This window comes from Amycolatopsis kentuckyensis, from assembly GCF_002155975.1.
In the GTDB taxonomy this organism is placed as follows: domain Bacteria; phylum Actinomycetota; class Actinomycetes; order Mycobacteriales; family Pseudonocardiaceae; genus Amycolatopsis; species Amycolatopsis kentuckyensis.
Map to the genome: position 1 here is coordinate 12,297 of NZ_MUMI01000047.1, position 25,926 is coordinate 38,222.

The following is a 25,926-nucleotide window of genomic DNA, read 5'->3' on the forward strand; positions in this document are numbered from 1 at the left end:
GGGGTCCGACAATTTCCGGAGATCCGCAGCTGGAGCCGCGATTTCTGGCACAGTGGGGCGCATGGGGGAGAACCTTGCCGCCGCCGTGGCCGCCGTCGTGCCGGCCGTCCGCGCCGTGATCCCGCCCGCGCCCGCCGCGGCGCTGGGCCGGCTGCGATCGGAGCCGCATCGCCGGTCGTTCCCGGACAGCCCCGAGCACGACGTGCTGAAGTCGCTCAGAACCCTGCCGACGTGGGTGGTCGAGCGCGTGCACGGAGCGGTGGAGCTGCCGCTGGCATCGCTCGAGATCCCGGCGCCTCCCGTCACGGCCGCGCTGAAGCCGCCGCCGGACGGCACGTTCGGCTTCCTCACCTCCGACAGCGAAGCGGAAGCCCTGCGGGAGACGCGGTTGCTGCACCAGCTCCGGCCCGGTCTCCTCGACTTGGCCGCGGTGTTGACCACCGGCTTGGCGGACGAAATCCCCCTCGAGGTCGAAGGTGACGAAGCGACGATCGCGGCCGGCCACGGCGCGCACCACCTCGCGATCGCGCTGGTGACCACGACGATCGCCGCCCGCGAAGCCGGCAGCCCCGGAGTCGCGGGCATCGTCGGGACGGCGCTCGGCGTGACCGCGAACGTGCTGCGCGCGAAACCGATGCCTGCCGGGTACGAACGCGCGCTGCGGGACAAGGAACGCGCCGAGTACCGGCTGCCGCAGTCCGGGAGCACGTCCGTCGAGGTCCGCGACCACGTCTTCGCCTTGACCGAGGGCGGCCTCCCCGCCTTCGGGGACTTCGCGGACAACGGCCTCGCAGAGGTCACCGACAGCGGCGTGGTCGTCCGCACCGGCACGGAGAACGGCGCGGTCCGGGTCGGCATCCGCGTGCTGGCCGAGCCGCCCGTCACGGCGGAAACCCTGGGCTGGGAAGAAGTCGTCGACCTCAGCTGGCGGGCGGCGCACGGCTCGGCCGGTGTGGGCGGGAGGGTGACGACGCCGCCGTGGCCCGGCGACTACCGCGTCCGCGTGCACGCGTACGGGCGCGACGATCCCGAAACCGAAGGCTACGACCTCTGGATCTGGGCGGCGCCGCCGGAGCCGCCGCGGGTGCACGCCCGCGCCGACCGCCTCGGCCACCGCCTGCGCGGCGAGCCCGAGCCGCCGGTGGTGGCCCGGCCCGAGGCGCAGTACCGCTGGATCGGCCGGTCCCGGCTGACGGTGGCGGCGACGGTCACGGTGGTGACCGGCCTGCCGGCCGAGGAGGTCATCCGCGCGTTCGGCGCCGATCCGGCCCGGCCCGAGCCCCCGGAGGAGTGGCGCGAGGCGTACGCGGACCCGTGGGTCGAGGTCCTGGACCTCGACGGCGTCGTCGTGGCGATCGAGGAAAACGGCTACTACGGCTCCCGCGCGCCCGTGCTCACCGCGGCGTCCCGCGCCGGCCGGGCGGCGAGCATGTTCTGGAACGTCAACGCGGTGACGCGCCTGTCCTTCGCCCGCGGCGGCGAAGTCCTCGCTTCGTTCGAGCCGGGCCTGAGCGAGCCGTCCCCGGACGCGGAGGTCATCGCCGCGCTGGCCGGCCTCGACCTGCAGGACTTCCGCGACCGCACCGAAAAGGGCCTGGTCGCGGTCGAGCGGTTCACCGGCCGGGGGCTGTACCCCGAAGACCTGGAGGACCTCGACCGGCTCGGCGTGGCGTACCGGATCAGCGACCCCGGTTGACCGCGCTGATGTCGTCCTGAAGCCGTTCCCGGACGTTCGAGCGGGCGTCCCGGGGCGCCGGCGCCGTCGCCTGGGACGGCTCGCCCGCCGGGCCCGGCACCGGGTACACCTGGTGCTCGCCGGGCAGCGGGACACCGGGGCAGATGGTGGCCGCCGGCCGGGCGCCGCCGAGGTAGAAGCCGTTCACCAGATCGTCCACACAGGAATTCCCGCTGACCGCGTACTGGCCGTGGAACGGCGAATCCGCCACCGAGATCATCGGGATCCCGGCCGCCCGCGCTGCCGCCTCCGCCTGCTCGTAGCCGGTCTGCGGATCGAACTCGCCCTGGACGACGAGGATGTTCTTCGCGGCCCGCGCCGAGAGCTTCGGCAGCTCCTGCCGGGGCGGGTCGGACCAGAAGCCGCACGCCTCGCTCAGCCCGTACGCCCAGCCGAACAGCGGGTAGGCCGGCCCCTGCAGGTCGCTGAGCAGCTTGTACCAGCTCGCCGTCCGCGTCGGCTGGTCGCCGCACGCCACGGCCAGCCGCGTACCGGGGACATCGGCGTAGTCGGGCTCCGGCGGGTCCGCCGCCACGTCGGCAGCGGTCAGCCGGTCCGCCGGGAGGCCGAACACCGCCCGTGACGCCCGGTCGAGGTCGCCGCGCAGCGCGGCGGGCGGCGGGGTGGCCTTGCCGTCGAGCGCCGCCGCGCCCTTGGTGAGGATCAGTGCCCCGGTCATCCACTGCCGGCTGCTGCCGTTGCCGACGAAGACCGAGTCGAAGACGTCGGGGGGCACGCCCTGGGCCTTGAAGTAGGCCCGCAGCTTCTCCCACTTCGCCCGGACCTCCCCGGCGGTCTTGCCGAGCTGCTCCGGGAACCGGCGGGCCAGCCACGGCGCGTAGACGCGGTCGAACTGGCGCTGGTCGATCTTCGGGAACGCCTCGAACGCGGCCTGGAGGCGGCCTTCGAAGTTGACGCTGGAGTCGAGGACCATCCTCCCGGCGCGGTCCGGGAACAGCGACGCGTACTTCGCGCCGAGCCAGGTGCCGTAGGAGAAGCCGAGGTAGTTCAGCTTCTCGTCGCCCAGCAGGGTGCGGATCAGGTCCATGTCGTGCGCGGTCTGCCAGGTGGTGACGAACGGCGCGAGCGCGTCGCTCTGGCACGCCTCGGCCAGCACGCGCGGCGTCCGCTGGTGCAGCGCGATGCTGGCCGCCGAGCGGTCGCGGGCGTCGAGGCCGTCGTCCTGCGGCAGCCGCCCCAGCGGCACCCGGCACACGTATCCGGCGTCGGTGCCGCCTTCCTGGCCGGTGCCGCGGGGGTCCATCCCGACGATGTCGTAGTGCTCGTTCAGCGACGGTTCCAACCCCGCCAGCGCACCCGCGAGCGCCGTGCCCCGGCCGCCGGGGCCGCCCGGGTTCACCAGGATCGCGCCCTGCCGGCCGCCGGCCGCCGGCACCCGGCTGATCGCCACCTGCAGGTCGACACCGGCCGCCGGGGCCGCCCAGTCGCGCGGGACGGTGATCCGCGCGCACTGCGCCGGCCGCGGCTGGCTCCGCTGCTTGAACGGGCAGGTGCCCCAGGAGACCTCCTGTCCCCGGTACGGCGCGAGCGGGTCGGGCGTGGTCGCGGCGGCGGGCGCCGTGGCCGCCACCAAGACCGAAACAGCCACCACCAGTCCTGCCCGGGACGTTCGCACCGCAGTTTTCCTTCCTCACGCACCGACCGTGAAGATCCAATCACGGCCGGTGGGGGACAGGCAGCCCGAAGACCGCGGATCGGGCCCGGACCGCTCGATCCGGTGAACGTCGCGGGGCAGGTCAGGTGCGGTACGGGCCGTGGTTGCCGAGATCGGGGCTCACCCGCGGGTGCGGGCCGTCCTGGCCGGGCACCGGGGTGACGGCGGGGCGCCACGCGGGATCCGCCGCCGCGGGCTCGACGACCACCTCGCCGGCCGGCCGGACGTAGGTCTCCGCGACGCGTGGCTCGCTGTCCCGCTCCTGGTAGTGCTCCTCGACGATCCGATCCTGGCGGCGGCGGGCGAGCACGGCCAGGGTGAGCACGTGGGCCACGGCCATCAGCAGCAGGAAGACGCCGAGCCGCCCGACCAGCGCGGCCGTCGAGCCCGACCACTGCGGGCCGACCACCGAGAGCAGGGCGAGCACGCCGAACGACACGAGGTGGAAGACGGTCACCACCATCCACGCCAGCGAGCCGGACCCCTCCTCGCCGTCCGGCCCGCTGAGGTAGCGCCGGCCGCCGCGGTAGAGGACCTGGCCGTCGGCCAGCACGAAGACCAGGCCGATGATCAGGAACCCGGTGAGGTCGTTGTCGGGCATGCGTCTCCTCCTCGTTTCCGGCGGGGTACCCGCCCGGGCCCGGCGCGGGCGGCGAATCACCGGAACGAGCGAACGACGGCGGTCACACCGGGGAATCAATCCCGGCCGCCGGACGTCTGAGGGGGTGTGAAGAAGATTGGCTTCCTGTCGTTCGGCCACTGGTCGGACAGCGCGCACTCCGAGACCCGGTCGGCCGCCGACTTCCTGCACCAGTCGATCGACCTGGCGGTGGCCGCTGAGGAGCTCGGCGTGGACGGCGCCTACTTCCGCGTGCACCACTTCGCGCGGCAGGCGGCCAGCCCGTTCCCGCTGCTGTCGGCGATCGGCGCGCGGACGTCGAGGATCGAGATCGGCACCGGCGTGATCGACATGCGCTACGAGAACCCGCTGTACATGATCGAGGACGCGGGCGCCGCCGACCTCATCTCCGGCGGCCGGCTCCAGCTCGGCATCAGCCGGGGATCCCCCGAGCAGGTGATCGACGGCTGGCGGTACTTCGGGTATGCGCCCGGCGAGGGCGAGACGGACGCCGACATGGCCCGGCAGCACACCGAGGTCTTCCTCAAGCTCCTGGAAGGCGACGGCTTCGCGCAGCCGAACCCGCGGCCGATGTTCGCCAACCCGCCGGGCCTGCTGCGGCTCGAGCCGCACTCCGCGGGCCTGCGCGACCGCATCTGGTGGGGCTCCGGTTCGAACGCGACGAGCATCTGGGCGGCCAAGCTGGGCATGAACCTGCAGAGCTCGACGCTCAAGGACGACGAAACGGGTGAGCCGCTGCACGTCCAGCAGCGCAAGCAGATCGAGGCCTACCGCGAGGCGTGGACCGAAGCCGGCCACGAGCGCGAGCCCCGGGTTTCGGTCAGCCGCAGCATCTTCGCGCTGACGAACGACCAGGACCGCGCCTACTTCGGCCGCGACCGCCACTCCCGCGACCAGGTCGGCATGATCGACGAGAACACCCGCGCGATCTTCGGCCGGTCCTACGCCGGCGAGCCCGACGAGCTCGTGCGGCAGCTCAAGGTGGACGAGGCCGTCCAGGCCGCGGACACCCTGCTGCTCACCATCCCGAACCAGCTCGGTGTCGACTACAACGCGCACGTCCTGGAGAACATCCTCAAGCACGTGGCCCCGGAGCTGGGCTGGCGCTGAGGGACGGCGGCCCGGTGGCGGCCGGGCCGCTCTTCGTCAGCCGTGGGTGACCTTCAGGCCGTAGAACGCGACCCGGGCACCCTTCGTCGTGCTGTCCGAAGAGGACTGGTTGTACGAGCCCGCCTTGAAGTACTGCTTGTACGGCTTGAACGACGACGGGATGCCGTAGTGCGTCGTGCTGCCGTTGACCGTGAGGTCGATGGTGCTGCCGCCGGAGATGCCGATCGTGTAGGTCCACGTCTTGCCGAGCGCGACGTGCCCGACGGTGTGCGGCGTCTGCCCGCCGTCGGGGGAGTTCTCCGTGCCCAGCACGATGTCCCCGCTCGCCCGGTAGTACAGCTCCAGCAGCGGTTTCGTCGACGAGCCGCCGGTGCCGAGGTGCACCTGGCCGACGCACACGTTCGACGTCACCGAGACCACGCGCAGGGTCGCGCTCAGCTTGTGCGAGCCGCTCAGCGACCAGTTCGCGGCCGAACCGTCGCGGTTCATCTCGCGCAGCTCCGAGCGCGCGTAGTTCGAATTCGGCGTGGTGACGCCCTTCTCCGGTGCCCAGAAGGTCATCGCGCCGTCGCGGGTGTCGGTGTAGAAGTAGCTGTCCTGGAAGCCGTTCGGCCCCTGCAGCCGGGACGACGGGATGGTCGTCGGCTTGCCCGGTGCGCCGACCGGCTCCTGCAGCTGCCAGATCGAGAGGTCGAAGTTGCCGCCCGGGGCCACGGACGGATCCGCCGCCAGTGCGGGGGACGCGGTCGCCGCGGCCAGGGCCGGGACCGCCAGGAGGACGAGCAAGGCGCGCACACGCATCGTCGGGTGTCCTTTCGCGATAACTGGTCTGGACAACCCGGCGGCGTGGAACTCACGGTAGGTCGGCGCTCACCCCTTGTCAAGATCGCCGGAAACGCGAATGGGCCCGGCCGAGGATCGGCCGGGCCCATTGCGGTGGTGGATCAGGCGAGGTCGAAGCGGTCCAGCTCCATGACCTTCGTCCACGCGGCCACGAAGTCGGCCACGAACTTCTCACGGGCGTCGTCGCTGGCGTAGACCTCGGCCAGCGCCCGCAGCTGCGAGTTCGAACCGAAGATCAGGTCGACCGCGGTGGCGGTCCACTTGACCTCGTCGGTCGTGACGTCGCGGATCTCGTAGACGTTCTCCGCGGACTCCGATGCCTTCCACTTGGTGCCCGGCGCGAGCAGGTTGGCGAAGAAGTCGTTGGTGAGCACGCCCGGCTGGTCGGTGAGGACACCGTGCGCGGCACCGCCGTGGTTGTTCCCGAGCGAGCGCAGGCCGCCGACGAGGACGGTCATCTCCGGCGCGGACAGGCCGAGCATGTACGCGCGCTCGACGAGCAGCGTCTCCGGCTGGAGCTTCTCGCCGGAGCGCAGGTAGTTGCGGAACCCGTCGGCGCGCGGCTCGAGCGGCTCGAACGAGTCGGCGTCGGTCTGCTCCTGCGACGCGTCGGTGCGGCCCGGGTGGAACGGCACGGTCGTCTCGACGCCGGCGTCGCGCGCCGCCTTCTCGACGGCGGCCGAGCCGGCCAGCACGATGAGGTCGGCCAGCGAGATCTTCGCGCCGCCCGCCTCGTTGAACTCGCGCCGGACGCCCTCGAGGACCTCCAGGACCTTGCCGAGCTGCTCGGGCTGGTTGACCTCCCAGTTGCGCTGCGGCTCCAGGCGGATCCGGGCGCCGTTCGCGCCACCGCGCTTGTCGGTGGAGCGGAAGCTCGCGGCCGACGCCCACGCCGTGGAAACCAGTTCCGCGACGCTGAGCCCCGAGTCGAGCACCTTCGCCTTGAGGGCGGTGATGTCGGCGTCACTCACGAGTTCGCCCTCGACGGCGGGCACCGGGTCCTGCCACAGCTGCGGCTCGGCGACCCACGGGCCGAGGAAGCGGCTGACCGGGCCCATGTCGCGGTGCAGCAGCTTGTACCAGGCCTTGGCGAAGGCCAGCGCGAACTCGTCCGGGTTCTCCAGGAAGCGGCGGGAGATCGGGCCGTAGACCGGGTCGAAGCGCAGCGACAGGTCCGTCGTGAGCATCGTCGGCTTGTGCTTCTTGTTCGGGTCGAACGGGTCCGGGATGATCTCCGGGGCGTCCTTGGCGACGTACTGCTTGCCGCCGCCGGGGCTCGTGGTGAGCTCCCACTCGTAGCCGAAGAGGATCTCGAAGAAGCGGTTGCTCCACTGGGTCGGCTTGTCGGTCCAGGTCACCTCGAGACCGCTGGTGATCGCGTCGGCGCCCTTGCCGGAGCCGTGCGTGCTCAGCCAGCCGAGGCCCTGCGCCTCGATCGGGGCGCCCTCGGGCTCCGGGCCGACGTGGTCGTCGGCCACGGCGGCACCGTGCGTCTTGCCGAAGGTGTGGCCGCCGGCGATGAGGGCGACGGTCTCCTCGTCGTTCATCGCCATCCGGGCGAAGGTCTCGCGGATGAAGTGCGCCGCCGCCTCGAAGTCCGCGCTGCCGCGGGGACCCTCGGGGTTGACGTAGATGAGCCCCATCTCGGTCGCGCCGACCTCGGGCGCCATCTCCGAGTCGCTGACGTAGCGCTCGTCGCCCAGCCAGTCGTCCTCGGGGCCCCAGATGATCTCTTCGGGCTCCCAGACGTCCACGCGGCCGAAGCCGAAGCCGAAGGTCTTGAAGCCCATCGACTCCAGGGCGACGTTGCCGGCGAGCACGAGCAGGTCGGCCCACGAGATCTTCTGGCCGTACTTCTGCTTGACCGGCCACAGCAGGCGGCGCGCCTTGTCGAGGTTGGCGTTGTCCGGCCAGCTGTTGAGCGGGGCGAAGCGCTGGTTGCCGTCCCCGGCGCCGCCGCGGCCGTCGTGGATGCGGTAGGTGCCCGCGGCGTGCCAGCTCAGGCGGATCATCAGGCCGCCGTAGTGCCCGAAGTCGGCCGGCCACCAGTCCTGCGAGGTGGTGAGCACCTCGGTGACGTCCCGCTTCAGGGCCTCGACGTCGAGCTTCGCGAACTCCTTGGCGTAGCTGAAGTTCTCGCCGAGCGGGTTGCCCTTCGGGGAGTGGGCGTGCAGCACCGACAGGTCGAGCTGGTTGGGCCACCAGTCCTTGTTGGTGCGCGGCCGTCCGCCCGTCTTCGGCTGCGGCGAGTCGATCGCCGGGTTCTCGCTCTCGCTGCCGTGCGAGGTCACCGAGTCGTGCGCGACCGGGCAACCGGCCGCCGCCTTCTTGTCCACGCCCTGCGCGCTGGACGGGTTGTCCTGGGTGGAGCTCATTTACTTCCTTCCGGGAGCGGCGAATCATTTCGGGGACGGGCGGCCGCGCAGTCGGGGCAGGTGCCCCAGTAGACGACCTCCGCCTGGTCGATCACGAAACCGTGATCGTCCGAAGCGGTGAGACAGGGGGTGTGGCCGACGGCGCAGTCGACGTCGGCTATCGCCCCGCACGAACGGCACACGACGTGGTGGTGGTTGTCACCCACCCGGGCCTCGTAGCGGGCGTTCGCGCCGGCCGGCTGGATGCGCCGGATCAGCCCGGTGTCGGTGAGCGCCCGCAGCACGTCGTAGATCGTCTGGTGCGACACCGTCGGCTGCTCGGCGCGCACCAGGTCGATCACCGTTTCGGTGTCGACGTGGGGATGGTCGCGCAGCGCGGCCAGCACGGCCAGCCGGGGTCGCGTGACCCGCAGCGAGACCGCCCGCAGCTGTGCTTCGAAGTCTGACATCGCCGTCGACCCTAAGGCCTTTTCTGGAATGGGTCAAGTTAAGACCTCGTGCGTGTCGGCCATCCGGGGTTCACGCTGAGTCAGCGGCCCGGTTAGAGTCCCGGGCATGCCGGACACGCAGTACGAAGACCTCCTCCGCCACGTTCTCGACACGGGTGCCCGCAAGGGCGACCGTACCGGCACGGGCACGAGGTCGATCTTCGGGCACCAGCTGCGGTACCGCCTGTCCGAGGGTTTTCCCCTGATCACCACGAAGAAAGTCCACTTCCGGTCGATCGCCTACGAGCTGCTGTGGTTCCTGCGCGGCGACGCGAACGTCTCGTGGCTGCAGGAGCACGGCGTCACGATCTGGGACGAGTGGGCCGCCGACGACGGTGGCCTGGGCCCGGTCTACGGCGTCCAGTGGCGGTCGTGGCCGACCCCGGACGGCGGACACGTCGACCAGATCGCCGAGGTGCTGCGCACGCTGCGTGAGAACCCGGACTCGCGGCGGATCATCGTGTCCGCGTGGAACGTCGCCGACATCCCGCGCATGGCGCTGCCGCCGTGCCACGCGTTCTTCCAGTTCCACGTCGCCGACGGGAAGCTGTCCTGCCAGCTGTACCAGCGCAGCGCGGACCTGTTCCTCGGCGTGCCGTTCAACATCGCCAGCTACGCGCTGCTGACGCACATGATCGCCGCGCAGGTCGGGCTCGGCGTCGGCGACTTCATCTGGACCGGCGGTGACTGCCACATCTACGACAACCACGTCGACCAGGTCCGCACGCAGCTCGCCCGCGACGCGCGGCCGTTCCCCACGCTGGGCCTGAAGCCGGCGGAGAGCCTGTTCGACTACACGTACGAGCACTTCTCGGTCGAGGGCTACCACCCGCACCCGGGCATCAAGGCGCCGGTGGCGGTGTGATCGGGCTGGTCTGGGCCCAGTCCGCGAACGGCGTCATCGGGCGCGACGGCGAGCTGCCGTGGCACCTGCCGGAGGACCTCAAACACTTTCGCACGGTGACCGCGGGGGCGGCGGTGCTGATGGGGCGCCGGACGTGGGAGTCGCTGCCGCCGCGGTTCCGGCCGCTGCCGGGGCGGCGGAACCTGGTGTTGTCGGCGACCCCGCAGGAGGGGGTCGAGACGTTCGCCGACCTGCCTTCGGCGCTCGCGGCGGTGGACGGCGACCTGTGGGTGATCGGCGGCGCGGCGGTGTACCGGGCGGCGCTGCCGTTCGCGGACCGGATCGTGGTGACCGAAATCCGGGAGTCCTTCGAAGGGGACACCCGCGCGCCCGAGGTTGGGCGTCCGGCGGACTCCGTGGGGGAGTGGCTGGAGTCCTCGACCGGCCTGGGGTACCGCTTCCTGGCCTGGGGCTGACGGCCCGGGCCGTTGCGCTCTCCGGGGTCCGCGCTATACGGTTGGCTCGAACTAGAACACGTTACAGTTCTAGTGGCCGGTCGTAGCGAGGAGCGGACATGGCGAAAAGGGCGGCGCGCGGCGACGAGGCCGACTACGTCGTCGTCGGGTCGGGGAGCTCGGGCGCGGCGATCGCGGGACGGCTCGCCCAGTCCGGGGCCAGCGTGATCGTCCTGGAAGCCGGGAAGAGCGACGAGCAGCTGCTCGTCAAGAAACCCGGGCTCGTCGGGCCGATGCACGCGGTGCCGCAGCTCAAGAAGCCGCTCGACTGGGGCTTCTACGGCGTCCCGCAGAAACACGTTCTCGATCGGCGGATGCCGGTGCCGCGCGGCCGGGTCGTCGGCGGCTCCAGCTCCATCAACGGCATGGTCTACGTCCGCGGCAACCGCGCCAACTTCGATTCCTGGGCCGCCGAGGGCAACGAAGGCTGGGACGCCGACAGCGTCAACGCCGCCTACAAGCGCATGGAGGACTTCGAAGACGGCGAGAACGCCTTCCGCGGCGCCGGCGGCCCGATCCGGGTCACCCGCGCGAAGAACCCCCAAGAAGGCTCGCTGCAGTTCGTCGACGCCACCGCCGACGCCCTCGGCTGCAAGATCCTCGACGACTACAACGCCGAGTCCCAAGAGGGCGTCAGCCGGATGCAGCAGAACGCCGCCGACGGCCTGCGCTACAGCGCCTCGCGCGGCTACCTGCACCACCTCGCGCCGCCGACCCTGCAGCTGCAGGACCGGGTGCTGGCGAAGAAGGTGCTCGTCGAAAACGGCCGCGCCGTCGGCGTCGAGGTCCTCGACCGTGGCCGTCCGCGCACCATCCGCGCCGGCAAGGAGGTCATCCTCTCCGCCGGCGTGATCGGCTCCGCGCAGCTGCTCATGCTGTCCGGCATCGGCCACGCCGAGCACCTCAAGGAACTCGGCATCGACGTCGTCGCCGACCTGCCCGTCGGCGACAACATGCACGACCACATGTTCCACGCCCTGACGTTCCACGTGTCGACCAGCAAGAACAAGGGCACGGCACCGTACTTCGCCCGCGGCCTGGCCCGGGAGCTGCTGCGGCCCGGCACCACGTTCCTGGCGAACTCCGTGTTCGAGGCGGTCGCGTTCCTGCGGACCTCGCAGGCTGGCGCGATCCCGGACCTGCAGCTGCACCTCCTGCCGTGGGCGTACGTCTCGCCCAACCAGGACGCGCCGATCCGGCACGACGTCGACAAGCGCCCCGCGCTCACCGTGCTGACCACGCTCATCTACCCGAAGAGCCGCGGCACGCTGCGGCTCGCCTCGGCCGATCCCGCCGCGGCGCCGCTCATCGACTTCCAGTACCTGTCCGACCCGGCCGACCTCGAACTGCTCGGCGAAGGCTCGGAGATGGTGCGCGAGATCTTCGCGTCCAAGGCGTTCAAGGGCGCGGTCAAGGAAGAGATCCACCCGGGCAAGGACCTCAAGGGGCAAGCCCTGCGCGACGCGATCCTCAACCGCGCGACGTCGGTCTACCACGGCGTCGGCACCTGCCGGATGGGTGTCGACGAGCTCGCCGTCGTCGGCCCCGACCTGCGCGTGCGCGGCGTCGACGGCCTGCGGGTCTGCGACGCCTCGATCATGCCGTCGATCACCGGCGGCAACACCAACGCGCCCTGCATCATGATCGGGGAAATGGGCGCCCAGTTCGTCCTCGGGAGCCGGTCATGACGCTCACGCCGCTCGAACTCACCCGTCCCGCTTCGGTCACCGACGCGTTCCTGGCGCAGCTGGTGTCCCGGGTGCCCGGCTCGGCCGGCGCGACCTGGAAGCTCACCGAGGTCTACACCGGCGACGTGCTCGTCGAGCTGCCGCAGTCGACGACCGGCGACATCGAGCGGGCGTTCGCCGTCGCGCGCGAGGCCCAGCGCAAGTGGGCGGCCACCCCGGTCAAGGACCGGCTGGCGGTGTTCCGGCGGGCGCACGCGCTGTTCGTCGAGCAGGCGCGGACCGTCGCCGACCTCATCCAGGTCGAAAGCGGCAAGAACCGGCGGATGGCGATCGAGGAGACCTGCGACCCGCCGATGGTGATGAGCCACTACCTGAAGCGGGCGGCCCGGTTGCTGGCGCCGACCAAACGCGGCGGCCCGGTGCCGCTGCTGACGACGTCGACCGAGGTCCGGCTGCCCAAGGGTGTCGTCGGCATCATCGCGCCGTGGAACTTCCCGTTCGCCACCGGCGTTTCCGACGCCGTGCCGGCCCTGATGGCCGGCAACGCGGTCGTGCTGAAGCCGGACAACAAGACGGCGCTCTCGCCGCTGTACGGCGTCCGGCTGCTGGAGCAGGCGGGCCTGCCGGAAGGGCTGTTCCAGGTGGTCTGCGGCGAGGGCCCGGACGTCGGCCCCACGCTGATCGACCACGCGGACTACGTGATGTTCACCGGTTCGACGGCCACCGGCCGGGTGATCGGCGAGCGGGCGGGCCGCAACCTCATCGGCTGCTGCCTGGAGCTCGGCGGCAAGAACCCGATGATCGTCCTCCCGGACGCCGACGTTCCGGAGGCCGTGCGGGGCGCGGTGTTCGGCGCGTTCGGCAACACGGGCCAGATCTGCATGCACATCGAGCGGATCTACCTGCCGGAATCGCGCTACGAGGAGTTCAAGACGGCGTTCGTCGCCGCGGCCTCGGCCCTCGACGTCCGCGCGGCGTACGACTTCGGCCCGGACATGGGCTCGCTGGTCTCGGTCGACCACATGCGCCGCGTCAAGTCCCATGTGGATGATGCGGTGGCGAAGGGCGCCACGGTGCTGTGCGGCGGCAAGCCGCGGCCCGACCTCGGCCCGGCGTTCTTCGAGCCGACGATCCTCGAGGGCGTCACCGCGGACATGCTTTGCGGCGTCACCGAGACGTTCGGACCGGTGGTGGCGCTGCACAAGTACCGCACGGTCGACGAAGCGGTGGCGCTGGCCAACGACACGGACTACGGGCTGAACGCGTCGGTGTGGAGCACCGACGTTGCGGCGGCCCGCGCGCTGGCGGCCCGGATCGAGTCCGGCAACGTGAATGTGAACGACGTCCTGGCCACCGCTTATGCGGCCAAGGGGACGCCGTCGGGCGGGGTGAAGAACTCCGGCGTCGGGGCCCGCCACGGTGACCAGGGGCTGCTGAAGTACACGGACGTGCAGAACCTGGCCGTGCTGAAGAAGCAGGTGATGGGGCCCCGGCCGGGGCAGGGGTACGAGAAGTACGTGGAGAGCATGCTGTCCGGGCTGAAGCTGATGCGGAAGCTGCGGATCCGGTAGCGCTCAGGCGCGGCTGTCCAGACGAGCGCGCAGGGCCTGGCCGAACCAGGTGAACACCGGTCCCAGGTCCGGGAACGGAGGCTGGTCGTCGATGGTGGCCACCAGCTGCCAGTACCGCGTGACGCGCGGATCGCCGGCGACCTCGAGCCGTTCGAGGATCCACTTCTCCAGCCGGCTGTCGTCGGCCTTGCCGAACGTCTCGGCGTAGCGTGCGGTGAGCGTGGCGACGATGCCGCCGGCCTGCTCCGAGTCCGGTGCGATGCCCGCCGCGAGCGCTCGGCCGACGGCTTCGCGCACGGTCTCGGTCAGGTCGTGGTGCAGGCCGGTGGTGTCGCCGTCGGCGCGTTGGGCCGCCTGGTACTCGGCCATTCGCCGCACCGCGGCCCGGAATTCCGTGTCCTGGACCAGCTCCACGAGCTCCATCCACGCCCCGACCTGTTCGGGGGTGGCGTCTTCGGGCAGCTCCGGCATGCTCGAGCGCAGCAGTTCCACCATGGCCAGATTGGCGTCGACACCGCCGAAGGTGTCGTCGATGAAGTCGTGGACGAAGCGGCGCCGTTCGGCGTCGGACAGGTTCACCAGTTTGTGCATCAGATCCATCTCCTGAGGGCTCGATTCCCGGTTCGCGACCGCCGCCAGCACCGCACGCCGCAGGCGCAGCGCCCGGATCTGCACGTCGAGCGCCGCCGCGTGCGCTGCGGCGACCTCGGCCAGCGAGGTCTCCCCGGCCAGCACGCGCCGGACCGTCGCCAGATCGATGTCCAGCTCACGGAGCGTGCGGACCAGTTCCAGCCGGGCCAGTGCGGCCACGTCGTACCGGCGGTAGCCGGCCGGGCTGTGGCAGGTCGCCGGAACTATCCCCTGGTCGGAATAGAACCGGATCCTTTTGACGGACAGCCCGGTCCGCGCGGCCAGCGCCCCGATCGTGAGGAGGTTCTCGTCGTCCATACCCCCAGCCTGCCGTCTCCCCCGGTGGGAGACTCAAGGCTCAGCCGTCGACCAGCAGCCCTCGCAACGGCCCCTGCAGCCGGGCCGCGCGGCGCGAGGCGCCCGGGAGCAGGACCAGCCGGTGGGTGCGGTGCTCGCCGCGGCGTTCCCGCTCGGCCTGCTCCTCGGCCAGCGGCCGCCAGAGGTTGTCCACCACGTCCGCGGGGTCCCTCTTCTCCAGTTCCGAAACCGGCCGCCCGAGGTGTTCGGCCCACAGCCGCAGCCGGGTCGCCCGGACCACCTCCGGGTCGTCGGTGGCGATGTTGACCTCGGTGTCGTTGAACAGCGAGTGCTCGTTGAGGTTGGCCGAGCCGACCGTCAGCCACGAGTCGTCGACGATGCCGAGCTTGGCGTGGACGTACACCGGGGCCGCCGAGTCGCCGTCGTGGGCGCTGATGGTCGTGGCCAGCAGGCGGCCGTGGCCGTCGTCGGCGTCGAGCAGCCGGCCCAGCTGGCCGCGGGTGGTGTCCGAGCCGTTGCTCGGCTTGCGCGGCAGCAGCAGGACCACGCGGAACTCGTCGGACGGCGGCGTGCGGAGCTTGTCGAGCAGCACCTCGGCGATCTCCGGTGACCACAGGAACTGGTTCTCCAGGTAGACCAGCCGGTGCGCCGATCTCAGCGCCCGCAGGTAGCCGTCGAGGACGGTGAACTCGCCCTTGGGCAGGAAGTCGTAGGTGTCGTTGGGCACCGTCCGCAGCAGCTGGACCCGGCTGCCGCCGACGGGCGCCGGGACCGCGGGCTGCGGCAGGTCCTCGCCGGCCACCTCGATCCACCGCCGCCGGAAGTGGTCGGCGATGTCGGCGACCACCGGACCACCGAGCCGTGCCATCAGGTCGTGCCACCCGATCGGCCGCGGCGGGTGGTCCGGGCTGTCGTGCCGGTCGCCTTCGAGCGCGGTGAGGTCCACCCCGCCGACGAAGGCGACGGCGTCGTCGACGATCACCAGCTTCTCGTGGTGGCAGTGCAGGGTCCGTTCGCGGGCGTCGAGCACGCAGCGCACGTCGGTGCCCTCGGTGAACTTCCGCCGCTCCGATCGCGCCAGCTTCCGCGACGGCTGGAACGCGGGGAAGGGCGGTCCGGCCCAGAGCAGGACCCGGACCTGAACGCCCCGCCCGGAGGCCTCGGCGAGCAGCTCACGCAGGGTGGGCGAGCCGGGCTCCCGCGTCAGCCGGAAGTCGGCGCTGGCGTGCCAGTTGGCGATGTGCACGTGCGACTTCGCCTGCCGGATGGCCTCGGCGACGGCGGGCAAGGACTCCTCACCGTCGATGAGGACTTCGACGCGGTTGCCGTCGCGGACCGGGGCTCGCCCGCCGAGCGGGTCCTGCGCGCCGCCGGGTTCGAGCACGGCACCCCAGCCGAGCCCGTGCAGCCGCCGCCGGTGGTGGGCGCACAGGACACTCTCGAGCCCGTCGCCGAGCCGTTCGTCCACCTTGTCCAGGAACGTCTTCACCCGTCCCATATCACTACAGATCGGCGCGGCTCGCCGTGCAGTAACAGCGAGTGATGCACTCGCGACTCGCCTGCCATGGAGCCTTTGGTGCTGAAGGTGGGCACGGCGGTCGTGAACTCGGCCGTGAAGTCGTGGCTCACCAGCCGCAAGAGCGAGCTCGAGCGGGAGAGTTCGCTGCCGGAGCTGGTGCAGGCACGCCTGGGCGGCGGGTTTTCCCGCCGTCGCTTCGACCGGGAGGTCGAAGCCCTGGTCGACGTCGTGTCGGAGCGGCTCCTGCTGCTGTGCCGGCAGGAAGTCCCGGACCTCGACGACGGGGAGCGGTCGGCGGCGCTGGCGGAGGTCGCGGACGCCTTCGAACGCGCGAACCTGGCCGACGCCGACTTGTTCGAGGTCGACGTCGATCCGGACCGGCTCGCCCGACGCCTGCACGCCACCCTCCCGGACGCCGCGGAACGCGCCGGCCTCAGCGAGGCTGCGACGTGGTTCCACCGCCGCGTCCTCGAGGAGTGCTGCGGCTACTACGTCCGCCTCGTCGTGCACTTGACGCCGTTCGCGGCCAGGGCCCTCAGAGGTCGAGCACCAGCCGCGGGGAGCACGCCCGCGACACGCACAGCATCATCACCTCGTTCTCCAGCCGCTCCTCCGCCGTCAGCACCGAATCGCGGTGGTCCGGCTCGCCGCCGAGCACACCGGTCTCGCAGGTCCCGCACGTCCCCTCGCGGCACGATGACAGCACCGTGACCCCGGCTTCCTCCACCACCTCGAGGATCGACCGGTCCGTGGGCACCGGCAGCACCCGCCCCGACCCGGCCAGCTTGACCTCGAAAGCCGTGCGAGGACTCTCATCCGGCCGAGCGGTGAAGCGCTCGACGTGCAGGTCCTCCGGGCCGAGCGCCTCCACCGCCGCCAGCAGCGGTTCCGGGCCGCAGCAGTACACCGCCGTGCCCGGCTGGACCGCCGCCAGGAGGGTTGGAAGGTCGAGCAGGCCGTGCTGGTCCTGTGGCCGGAACAAGACCCGGTCGCCGTGCCGGGACAACTCCTCCGTGAACGCCATCGACCCGCGCGTGCGGCCGCCGTACACCAGCTGCCAGCCGCGACCCGAGCGAGCGACCCGGTCCAGCATCGGCAGGATCGGCGTGATGCCGATGCCGCCCGCGATGAACAGGTAGCGCTCGGCGTCCACCAGCGCGAAGTGGTTGCGGGGGCCGGCCACCTCGATCCGGTCGCCGGGGGACAGCGAGTCGTGGACGTACGCCGAGCCGCCGCGGCCGTCGGGCTCGCGCAGCACCGCCACCTGGTACGCCGTCGTGTCCGAAGGGTTGCCGCACAAGGAGTACTGCCGCACGAAACCGGGCAGGTGGAGGTCGATGTGGGCCCCCGGCTCCCAGGCCGGGAGCGCACCGCCGCCGGGGGCGCGGAGGGTGAGCCGGACGACGCCGTCGGCCAGCTTTTCCTTGTCCGCCACCAGGAGTTCGAGGGTCATGAGTGTCCTTCGGGGTGGGCGAGCAGCCAGTCCCACAGCTGCACGGGGTCTTCGAACTCGCGCTCGGCGCCGCAGTGGCAGACCGCGCGCAGCCGGTCGGTGCCGAGCACCCAGTGGATCCGGTAGACGCGGTCGCCGGTGAGCATCGGCCCGGTCACGACGACGCCGCCAGCCGCTGCAGCATCCGGCGGGCCGCCAGGCCGCCGGTGTCGATGTTGATCGACAGCTCCTGGTAGCCGTCCGGCTCGGTGGCGATCACCTTCTCGAGGACGTCCAGGGCTTCGACGTCCTGCAGCACCACCGTGCGGTTGTTCTCCGCGAGGAACGCCGAAACGCCTTCGTCGTCGAGCGCGAAATCGCGGGCCACCGCCCAGAAGTCGTGCGTCGAGTGCTCGGTTTCGGGCGTGATGGCGTAGACGACCTCGACGTGGAAGGCGTCCGGGTCGCTGCCGTCCGGGTTCGGCACGGAGCCGACCGGCGCGATGCGGCTGTGCAGCTTGTACAGGCACGGCGGCGTGTACTCGATGTCCTGCCAGCGCGTGATGCGGCCCTCCAGGCCGGTCGACTTCGCGTAGAACGGCGGGCACGCCGCGTCGGCCATGTGCCGCGACACGTAGACGATCCCGGCTTCCTCGTCGACCTCGGTCGTGATCGGCGTTTCGGCGACCTCCGGGGTGCCGATGTAGCCGCCGTGCAGGTAGGTCTCGTGGGACAGGTCGAGCAGGTTGTCCACCAGCAGCGAGTACCGCGCCTTGAGCGGTTCCATCCCGCGGACCGTGGTGTAGTCCGGCGAGTCGAGCCAGGGCGCCCGCGGGATCGCCGAGGTGTCGGCCTTCGCGGGGTCGCCGATGAACACCCAGACGAAGGAATCCTGCTCCACCAGCGGGTAGTGCGTCAGCCGCGCGGTCCGCGGCACCCGGGTCTGCCCGGGCACGGCCACGCACTTGCCGTCGACGCCGTAGGTGAAGCCGTGGTAGCCGCAGATGACCTGGTCGTCGACCAGCCGGGAAGGCGCCTGCGACAGCGGGAAGCGCCGGTGCACGCAGCGGTCGGCCATCGCGGTGACGCTCCCGTCGCGGGTCCGCCAGAACAGGATCGGCTCACCGCAGATGGTGCGGCTGAACAACTCGGCCCCGATCTCGGAGCCGTAGGCGGCGACGTACCACTGGTCGCGGGGAATGGCGCTCATCGGGTCGTCCTTTCGTGGTGGGCCGGGTCACAGCCTGCGGGAGCGACCCCGGGCCACGAAGGGCGATTTCATAAGATGGAAAGGGCTCGGGAGATGGCGCGGGCACTCGTCATGACCAGCGGAGCGAGCGCGTGCGGCGAGACGCTGCCGTACCGCACGACCAGCGAAACCGCGGCCACCACCCGGCCCCGCGCGTCGTGGATCGGCGCGCCGACCGACAGCGCGTCCAGCGTCACCTGGCGCTCGCTGATGGAGAACCCGTGCGTCCGGACGTCGGCCAGCAGGTGCCGGAGCCGGTCCGGGTCGGTCACCGTCTCGCTCGTGTAGCGCTCGATCGGGTTGCCGAGCACCTCCTCCTGCACCTCCGCGGGTGCGTGGGCCAGCAGGACCAGCCCGACACCCGTCGCGGTCAGGGCGAACCGCCCGCCGACGCGGGTCAGCACCGGGACCGCCCCGGTCCCCGCGATCCGCTCGATGTACACCACCTCGGCGCCTTCGCGGACCGCGAGCTGGACGTTCTCGCGCGTGATCTGCGAGAGGTCCTCCAGGAACGGCAGGGCGAGTTCCCGCAGGCCCAGGCCCCGCGGCGCGAGCGAGCCCAGCTCCCACAGCCGCAGGCCGACCCGGTAGACGCCGGCCTCGTCCCGCTCCAGCGCGCCCCACTCGCAGAACTCGCGCAGCAGCCGGTGCGCGGTCGCGGCCGGCAGCCCGGTCCGGCGGGCGACCTCGCTCAGCCGCAGGGCCGGCCGGTCCGGCGAGAACGCCTCCAGGACCCGCAGCGCGCGCCCCAGCACCGGCCCGGTGGCGCCGGGAACGCGACCTCGGTGCGGCACGGCGACCTCCGGCGGGAGCGGCTCAGAGGTCCACTATGCCCCGCGCGGCCCGGCGTGCGGCCGCGGCATCCCGGCGTTCCTCGAAGCGGGACGCCTGCGTGTCGAGGCCCTTGATGAACGTCGCCAGTTCCTCCCGGGCGGCTTCGCCGACCGCGCCGAGGCCGGTCAGGTCGAAGACCTTCCAGTACCGCAGCAGCGGCTGGACGACGTCGTCGTGGTGGATGCGCAGGTCGTAGATGCCGGCCTTGGCCATCAGCGCCGCCTTGCGCTGGAAGCTCGGGATCACCGCGCCCGGCATCGCGAAGTTCAGCACCTCGTCGGTGATCGCGCGCACCATCGCGTCGGGCGAGATCTCCAGCGCCGCCTTGACGAGGTTGCGGTAGAAGACCATGTGGAGGTTCTCGTCCGTGGACACCCGGGCCAGCAGCTTCTCGGCCAGGGGGTCCTGGGTGTAGCGGCCGGTGTTGCGGTGCGAGAGCCGGGTGGCCAGCTCCTGGAACGAGACGTACGCGCAGACGTTGAGCAGCGGCTTGTCGCCGGTGTCGTAGCCCGCCTGCATGGTCTCCATCCGCATCCGCTCCAGCTCGACGGGGTCGACGGCGCGGGTGACCAGCAGGTAGTCGCGGATGCAGATGCCGTGGCGGCCCTCTTCGGCCGTCCACCGGTGCACCCAGGTGCCCCAGGCGCCGTCGCGGCCGAACGCGCGCTCGATCTCGCGGTGGTAGCTGGGCAGGTTGTCCTCGGTGAGCAGGTTGACCTCGAGGGCCGTGCGCGCGATCGGGGTCACCCGGGACTGCTCCGGGTCCCAGGCCTCCCCGCCCAGTTCGGCGAAGTCGCGCCCCTGGCTCCAGGGGACGTACTCGTGCGGCATCCACTCCTGGGCGGCGGCGAGGTGCCGGTTGAGGTTCTCTTCGACCGTGCCTTCCAGCTCGTGCAGCAGGCGGGTGGTTTCGGGGACCGGCATGGGACGTCCTTCCGTACCTACGCAACCGTAACTTACGGTGCCGTAGGATACGACAACGGACGCGCGCGGCCGGTGGTTCCCGGAGCTCAGTGCGGGGCGGCGACCAGGTCGAACACGTATTCCTTGAGGATGGGCCCGAAGAAACTGGTCGCGGTGATTCGCACCACAGCCCGCCCGGGGACCGCGCGTGCCTGGCTGAGGATTTCGCACTTCGCGGCCGGATCGGCCGGGACGACCTTCGTGATCCTCGGTGACGTCCCGGCCGCCACCGGGACGGTGTACGACGGCGCGCCGGCGTCGAACCCGCCGATCGTCCGGCCGCCGACCACGATCCGGATCGCGAGGGGCCCGTCGGTGGGGATGGCCCGGCCGTTGAACTCCTGCCAGTAGCGCACGCAGGTGTCGCGCCAGCTGCCCGCGTCGGCTTCGTGGGCGGCGAGCTTGGCCTTCACCTCGGCGAAGCGCCGGGCGTCGACGTGGGGTTCGAGCGAGTCCCAGGCCCGGCGCAGCCACGACACGTAGTGGACGCCGGTCTGGTAGCGGTACACCAGCTCGTCCCAGAAGATCCGGCCGTTGCGCAGCCGCCGGTCCCACGGCACGTGGTGGAACCACATCAGCAGGTTCTCGGGCACGGTTTCGATGTCGCCGTACCGGGCCGCGAGCACCGGGAAGTACTGCGCGGTGAAGCCGCTGCCGGTGGGGGAGCGGTCGTAGCCGAGCCCGGCCCGGTCGGCCTTGTTGTAGTACACCGGGCTCCAGTCGTCCCGGGCCAGCCGTTCGGCGGGGTTGGGGCCGTAGTGGTCGCTGGACCGGAACTGGTGCGCGACGCCGAGCGGGGTCTGGTAGCTCACCAGCGCCTCCCGCGAGCCCATCATCATCGTCACGATCGTCCGGACGACGGAGTCGCGGTTGCTCCACGTCAGCCGGACCCAGTCTTCGGCGATGCCGCGGCTGTCCAGGGTCCAGTCCCACGCCAGCCTGCCGAAGGCGTACAGGTTCGCCTGCGCGAAGTGGTGCCCGGTCAGGTTGTCGGCGTTGCCGAGGTTGGCCACGCCGACGATGGCGCTGTCCGGATGGCCCTGGGCGGTGCCGTCCACCACGTTGCCGACCAGGCGCTTCGCCAGCAGCTTCCCGTGCGCGTCGGTGGCGTGGGTGTCGGACTTCAGGACCTCCTCCCACAGTGGGCCGAGGTAGCACAGCATCGTGTTCTGCCCGGTGTACTCCTGGGTGACCTGCAGTTCGATGGCCTGGTTGGTGTGTTCCATCCGGCCGAAGAGCGGGTTGGCCGGCTCGCGGGCCTGGTAGTCGAGCGGGCCGTTCTTGGTCTGCAGGAACACGTTTTCGGCGAACCGGCCGGTCGTGCCGTCGGGCTGGGGTTCCTCGTCGATGGGGCCGAACTCCAGGTAGGCGCGCTTCAGCCGGTCGGCGTCCACGTCGGCGTTGTAGACGAAGGTCCGCCAGAAGATCCGCATCCCGAGCGGCGCCACCGCCGCCGCCATCCCGTTGGCGCCGTCACCGTGGTCGTAGCCCAGGTCCTGCGGGCCCGGCTGGCCCTCGGAGTTCGCCTTGACGGTGAACCCCAGGAAGTCGGGAATGGCGGCCTGCAGCATCCGGGCCCGGCGGGTCCACCAGTCCCGGAACAGGTCGCTGTAGGGATCGAGCTGGTCCCGGGTGAGGGTGTCGGGCGCGAACCGGGCGTCCGTCGGGGCCGCGTAGTTGATGGACACGGCCAGCCGGATCCCGTACGGGCGCAGCGCGTCCGCCAGCGCGGCTTCCTGTTCGATGGCGGCCGGGGTGAGGTAGAAGCTGTTGGCGTTGACGTTGTTGATGGTGATGCCGTTGATGCCGAGGGAGGCCATCGCCCGCGCGGCCACCAGGTACCGGTCGAGGATCACCGGCAGGTTCAGCGCCGCGGACGCGCCCGTGGCGGTGAAGTCGAAGATCGCCCCGTTCTCGCCGTTCAGCCCGCCGGTGCCGGCCGGGTTGTTGCCGGCGTAGAGGCGCTCGGTCTCCCAGTAGTTCAGGTACCGGTGGTTGATCCGGGGCACCGACGAGATGTCCGGGCCGGTGACGGCGTGCTGGGCCTGGAGCCGCCGGAGGAAGGCGAATGTCCCGTACAGCGCGGCGAGATCGGTGTTCCCGGCGATGACGATCGACCGGTGCCCGCCCCGGGACAGCGAGCGGATGAGGTAGCCGTCGTCGCCGAGCGGCGCCAGGTCGCGTGCCGGAACGAGCCGGCGCACCAGCGGCGAGCTGTCCGGGGTGCCCACGACCACCGCGCGGTCGGGGAACCCGTCCCGCACCGGCACCGGCCGTCCCAGCAGCCCGCCGAGGCCCCGGACGAGCTCGTCCCGTGCCGCGGCCAAGGTGCTCCGCACCAGGTGCTCGGTGGAGCCGGGGGCCATGCTCAGGTTCGCGGTGTGGCGGTGGACCTCGGTGCGGTCGGCGTTCTCGACGACGATCGCGCCGAGCGCGGCCCGGTACCGGGCGAGGAGGCCGGGATCGGCGACCGGTTCGTAGCGCAGCCACAGGTCCGAGCCGTCGTAGTCGCCGGGGAAGGCATTCGGCGGACCGGCGTGCGCCGGACCGGCACCGAACACCGAGGTGGCCACGACAGCGCCGCTGCCGATCAGGAAGGACCGCCGGCGCAGCCGGTTCTGCTCGTCCTCGTCGCTGAGAGACACCGTGCCCCCATCGTGTTCACGAGTATTAAGTTCGGTTCTCGCACTATTGCCGGGCCGGGTGCGCGCTGTCAAGAATTGGCGATATACCAAGGAATTCCCGAAAGTTTCGGCGTGTCGGGACGGCGTGCTCCGGCGCCGGTGACCGGCCGTGCCAGACTTCGCGGCGATGCCCACCCCAGCCGATCTCGCCGACCTGCTCGACTGCGAGCACCGCAGCATCCTCGTCCAGGCACTCGCCGCGGACCTGCCGGGAGCGCCGCGGCCCTCCCTCGCCGAACCGGACCAGGGACGCGGGCACGCCGCGGCGATGCTCGCCCGGTTCCGCGCCGACGGGCGCGAGGTCGCCGAGATCGACGTCCAGGACACCGCGCTCGCCGCGAAGGCGACGGAGGAGGCGTTGCGGTCCGGCGTTCCGGTCGTGCACCGGGCCGTCTTCGTCGACGGCGACTTCTCGGCCCAGGCGGACTTCCTGGTCCAGGACGGCGACGGCCGCTACGAGGTCCACGACGCGAAGCCGGTCCGGCAGGCGACGCCCGCCGCGGTGGTCCGGCTGACGGCCTGCGCCGACGCGGTGCGCCGCGCCGGATGGCCCGCCGGGCCGCGGCTGCACCTGCGGCTGACCGGCGGCGGCACCCGGACGCTGCGCGTCGAGGACTTCCGGCCGCTGGTCGACCGGCTGCGGGCCCGGCTCGCCGGCCGGCCGCCGCGGCTGCCGGTCCCGCTGTGGGCCGACGAACGCCCGGCCTGCGCCGGCTGCGGGTTCGCGCAGCACTGCGCGTCGGCGCGGGAGGCCGACCGCGACCTTTCGCTCGTGGCCGGGATGCGCGGCGACCAGCGCCGCAAACTGGTCGCCGCCGGGCTCGGCTCGATCGACGCGCTCGCCGCCGCCGGCCCGGACGACCGGCCGCGGGACCTGTCCGCGACGGCGTTCGCGACCCTGCGCGCCCAGGCCGCGCTGCAGGTCCGGCAGGACACCACCGGCGAGGTCGCCTACGAGATCGTCGACCCGGACGAGCTGGCCGCCCTGCCGGCCCCGGCGCCGGGTGACGTTTTCGCCGACCTGGCGGGCGATCCGCACGCGCTGGCCGGCGAAGGGCTGGAATACCTGTTCGGCGCGGTCGGCGACCGGCAGTTCACGCCGTTCTGGGCGCACAGCCGCGCCCAGGAGCGGCGGGCGTTCGAGGAGTTCGTCGACTTCGCCGCGGCGCGCGTCGCCGAGCACCCGGGCTCGCACGTCTACCACTACGCGCCGTACGAAGTCACCGCGATCAAGCGGCTCGCGGCGGTGCACGGCACCCGCGAGGAGACCGTCGACCACCTGCTGCGCAGCGGCGCGGTGGTGGACCTGCACGCGGTCGTGCGCAAGGCGCTGCGCGTGTCGCAGCGGTCGTACTCGATCCGGCACCTCGAGCCGCTCTACCAGCCCGGCGCCCGCGGGAAGACCGCCGTGTCCGACGTCGAGGCGTACGAGGAGTACCTGGCGCTCGCGCAGTCCGGCGAGCCGGAACGCGCCGAGGAGGCCCTGCGCCGCATCGGCGAGAACACCGAGGACGACTGCGTCTCGGCGCAGCGGCTGTTCGAGTTCCTGCACCGGGTCCGCGCCGAGGCGGGCATCGAAGTCCCGGAGCCGGCCGAGGAATCCGCCGAGGACGCGCTGCTTCGCGCGGCCGAGGAGGACGTCGCCGCCGAGCGGCGCGCCGAACGGGCCGCGCAGCTGGCCGCGCTGGTCGACCCCCTGCTCGACGGGCTGCCGGACGACCCGGGCTGCTTCACCGCCGACGAGCGGGCCCGCGCGCTGCTGGCGGCGTCCGTCGGCTACCACCGCCGCGAGACGAACCCGGCGTGGTGGGAGTACTTCCGCCAGCTCGCCGCGCCGCTCGGCGACCTCGAGGTGGACACCGCCTGCGCGGTGCCGGTCTCGCTGGAAGCGGGGGAGTGGGTGCCCCCGGCCGGGCGGGCGCGCACGGCGAAACGGACGCTGCAGCTGGCGTGCGACCCGGACCGCCCGCACCCGTTCGCGCCCGGCGACGACGTGCGGCTGCGCTACGGCGACGCCGCCCGCGACGCGAAGGTCGTTGCCGCGTCGGCCGTGGAGCTCACCCTGGAGGAGAGCTGCCCGCCGGACGCGACCACGAACGACCGGCCGAGCGCGGTGCTGCCGGGCAGCCCGGTGCGGCCCTCGCCCAAGGACGAGGCGGTCGCCGACCTCGCGCGCCTGGTCGTCGACGCGCTCCCGGAGCTGCCGCGGCACCCCGGCGTCGACCTGCTCCGGCGGACCCCGCCGCGGCTGCGGGGCGGCGCGGCGCTGCCGTCACCGGGAGAGGACCTGGTGGCCACCGTGATCGAGGCGGTCGACGCGCTCGACGGGTCGGCGCTGGCCGTGCAGGGCCCGCCGGGCGCGGGCAAGACCTACCTCGCCGGGCGGCTGATCGCCCGGCTGGTGCGGGCGGGGCGGACCGTCGCGGTCACCTCGACCAGCCACAAGGCCGTGGAGAACGTGCTGAGCGCGGCCAAGAAGAGCGCGCCGGAGCTGCCGTGCGCCAAGCGGGCGAAGAAGACGCCGGACCCGGCCGCGCCGTGGGACCAGCCGAAGAGCAACCCCGCGCTGGTGAAGTGGCGCGAGGAGCACGACACCGGGCACCTGGTCGGCGGCACGGCGTGGACGTTCGCCAACGCGGCGGTCCGCGAGGAGCCCTTCGACCTGCTGATCATCGACGAAGCCGGCCAGTTCGCCCTGGCCGACGCGCTCGCGGTGTCGATGTGCGCTCGCAATGTCCTGTTGCTGGGCGACCCGCAGCAGCTGCCCCAGGTCGTGCAGGGCACGCACCCCGCGGGCGCCGAGGCCTCGGCGC

The 25,926-nt window shown here is 71.9% G+C and carries 20 protein-coding genes and 1 pseudogene; 8 read left to right on the plus strand and 13 right to left on the minus strand.

The annotated features are described in order from the left end of the window. Nucleotides 1-61 precede the first annotated feature (61 nt). The gene (locus tag CCN39_RS04950; RefSeq protein ID WP_086838788.1) at nt 62-1,696 is read left to right on the plus strand and encodes a DUF6461 domain-containing protein; all 1,635 of its coding nucleotides are present in this window, start codon (nt 62-64) and stop codon (nt 1,694-1,696) included. On the opposite strand, the gene CCN39_RS04955 is transcribed toward CCN39_RS04950, so the two are convergent. Then, a complete protein-coding gene (locus CCN39_RS04955) occupies nt 1,680-3,344 on the minus strand; it encodes an alpha/beta fold hydrolase (protein WP_086838828.1) in 1,665 nt (554 codons plus the stop codon). The two genes, CCN39_RS04950 and CCN39_RS04955, sit on opposite strands and share 17 nt — an antisense overlap. 148 nt (nt 3,345-3,492) lie before the next feature. Next, on the minus strand, nt 3,493-4,011 hold the full coding sequence (locus tag CCN39_RS04960; RefSeq protein ID WP_086838790.1) for a hypothetical protein: 519 nt from the start codon (nt 4,009-4,011) through the stop codon (nt 3,493-3,495). A 126-nt stretch (nt 4,012-4,137) separates the two neighbouring features. Here CCN39_RS04960 and CCN39_RS04965 point away from each other — a divergent pair, with 126 nt between their 5' ends. Then, complete coding sequence (locus tag CCN39_RS04965) at nt 4,138-5,160, plus strand: LLM class flavin-dependent oxidoreductase (RefSeq protein ID WP_086838792.1); 1,023 nt, start codon at nt 4,138-4,140, stop codon at nt 5,158-5,160. A 36-nt stretch (nt 5,161-5,196) separates the two neighbouring features. Here the strand turns inward: CCN39_RS04965 and CCN39_RS04970 are convergent, their stop codons facing one another. The 3 genes from CCN39_RS04970 to CCN39_RS04980 form a co-directional block, all read right to left on the minus strand. Further along, a complete protein-coding gene (locus CCN39_RS04970) occupies nt 5,197-5,961 on the minus strand; it encodes a polysaccharide lyase family 7 protein (RefSeq protein WP_086838794.1) in 765 nt (254 codons plus the stop codon). A gap of 143 nt (nt 5,962-6,104) precedes the next feature. Continuing rightward, on the minus strand, nt 6,105-8,378 hold the full coding sequence (gene katG / locus CCN39_RS04975) for a catalase/peroxidase HPI (protein WP_086838796.1): 2,274 nt from the start codon (nt 8,376-8,378) through the stop codon (nt 6,105-6,107). Next, nucleotides 8,375-8,827: a Fur family transcriptional regulator gene (locus tag CCN39_RS04980; protein ID WP_086838798.1), complete on the minus strand. Its 453-nt coding sequence runs from the start codon at nt 8,825-8,827 to the stop codon at nt 8,375-8,377. Before CCN39_RS04980 ends, katG begins: the two co-directional genes overlap by 4 nt. A 106-nt stretch (nt 8,828-8,933) precedes the next feature. On the opposite strand from CCN39_RS04980, the gene CCN39_RS04985 reads away from it, so the two are divergent. From CCN39_RS04985 to CCN39_RS05000, 4 genes are all read left to right on the plus strand, one after another. Next, nucleotides 8,934-9,731, plus strand: coding sequence for a thymidylate synthase (locus tag CCN39_RS04985; protein WP_086838800.1), 798 nt, complete (start codon nt 8,934-8,936; stop codon nt 9,729-9,731). Further along, nucleotides 9,728-10,186, plus strand: coding sequence for a dihydrofolate reductase (locus tag CCN39_RS04990; RefSeq protein WP_086838802.1), 459 nt, complete (start codon nt 9,728-9,730; stop codon nt 10,184-10,186). The genes CCN39_RS04985 and CCN39_RS04990 overlap by 4 nt, the downstream gene beginning before the upstream one ends. 98 nt (nt 10,187-10,284) lie before the next feature. Continuing rightward, the gene (locus tag CCN39_RS04995) at nt 10,285-11,913 is read left to right on the plus strand and encodes a GMC family oxidoreductase (RefSeq protein ID WP_086838804.1); all 1,629 of its coding nucleotides are present in this window, start codon (nt 10,285-10,287) and stop codon (nt 11,911-11,913) included. Continuing rightward, complete coding sequence (locus CCN39_RS05000) at nt 11,910-13,484, plus strand: succinic semialdehyde dehydrogenase (RefSeq protein WP_086838806.1); 1,575 nt, start codon at nt 11,910-11,912, stop codon at nt 13,482-13,484. The genes CCN39_RS04995 and CCN39_RS05000 overlap by 4 nt, the downstream gene beginning before the upstream one ends. A 3-nt stretch (nt 13,485-13,487) precedes the next feature. Here the strand turns inward: CCN39_RS05000 and CCN39_RS05005 are convergent, their stop codons facing one another. Together CCN39_RS05005 and CCN39_RS05010 are read right to left on the minus strand one after the other, a co-directional pair. Beyond that, nucleotides 13,488-14,432 carry a MerR family transcriptional regulator gene (locus tag CCN39_RS05005; protein ID WP_086838809.1) on the minus strand — a complete coding sequence of 315 codons (945 nt, stop codon included), beginning with the start codon at nt 14,430-14,432 and terminating at the stop codon, nt 13,488-13,490. Nucleotides 14,433-14,472: 40 nt separating this feature from the next. After that, on the minus strand, nt 14,473-15,921 hold the full coding sequence (locus CCN39_RS05010; protein ID WP_434781085.1) for a phospholipase D-like domain-containing protein: 1,449 nt from the start codon (nt 15,919-15,921) through the stop codon (nt 14,473-14,475). 75 nt (nt 15,922-15,996) lie between these two features. Between CCN39_RS05010 and CCN39_RS53000 the strand changes: the two are divergent. Next, nucleotides 15,997-16,476, plus strand: a pseudogene (locus tag CCN39_RS53000) (NACHT N-terminal Helical domain 1-containing protein); the annotation flags it as partial. A gap of 10 nt (nt 16,477-16,486) precedes the next feature. Here the strand turns inward: CCN39_RS53000 and CCN39_RS05020 are convergent. The 6 genes from CCN39_RS05020 to CCN39_RS05045 form a co-directional block, all read right to left on the minus strand. Continuing rightward, nucleotides 16,487-17,404 (minus strand): PDR/VanB family oxidoreductase, encoded by a 918-nt coding sequence (locus CCN39_RS05020; protein WP_086838813.1) that lies wholly within the window; start codon nt 17,402-17,404, stop codon nt 16,487-16,489. Beyond that, a complete protein-coding gene (locus CCN39_RS05025) occupies nt 17,401-17,562 on the minus strand; it encodes a hypothetical protein (protein ID WP_086838815.1) in 162 nt (53 codons plus the stop codon). The genes CCN39_RS05020 and CCN39_RS05025 overlap by 4 nt, the downstream gene beginning before the upstream one ends. Then, complete coding sequence (locus CCN39_RS05030; protein ID WP_086838817.1) at nt 17,559-18,593, minus strand: Rieske 2Fe-2S domain-containing protein; 1,035 nt, start codon at nt 18,591-18,593, stop codon at nt 17,559-17,561. Before CCN39_RS05030 ends, CCN39_RS05025 begins: the two co-directional genes overlap by 4 nt. A 68-nt stretch (nt 18,594-18,661) precedes the next feature. After that, nucleotides 18,662-19,426, minus strand: coding sequence for an IclR family transcriptional regulator (locus CCN39_RS05035; RefSeq protein WP_086838818.1), 765 nt, complete (start codon nt 19,424-19,426; stop codon nt 18,662-18,664). Between the two features lie 22 nt (nt 19,427-19,448). Continuing rightward, nucleotides 19,449-20,390, minus strand: coding sequence for an acyl-ACP desaturase (locus CCN39_RS05040; protein WP_086838820.1), 942 nt, complete (start codon nt 20,388-20,390; stop codon nt 19,449-19,451). A gap of 86 nt (nt 20,391-20,476) precedes the next feature. Further along, complete coding sequence (locus CCN39_RS05045; RefSeq protein WP_086838823.1) at nt 20,477-23,074, minus strand: alpha-glucuronidase family glycosyl hydrolase; 2,598 nt, start codon at nt 23,072-23,074, stop codon at nt 20,477-20,479. Between the two features lie 166 nt (nt 23,075-23,240). Between CCN39_RS05045 and CCN39_RS05050 the strand changes: the two genes are divergently transcribed. Next, the coding region (locus CCN39_RS05050) for a TM0106 family RecB-like putative nuclease (protein ID WP_086838826.1) at nt 23,241-25,926 on the plus strand (2,686 nt) is incomplete at its 3' end.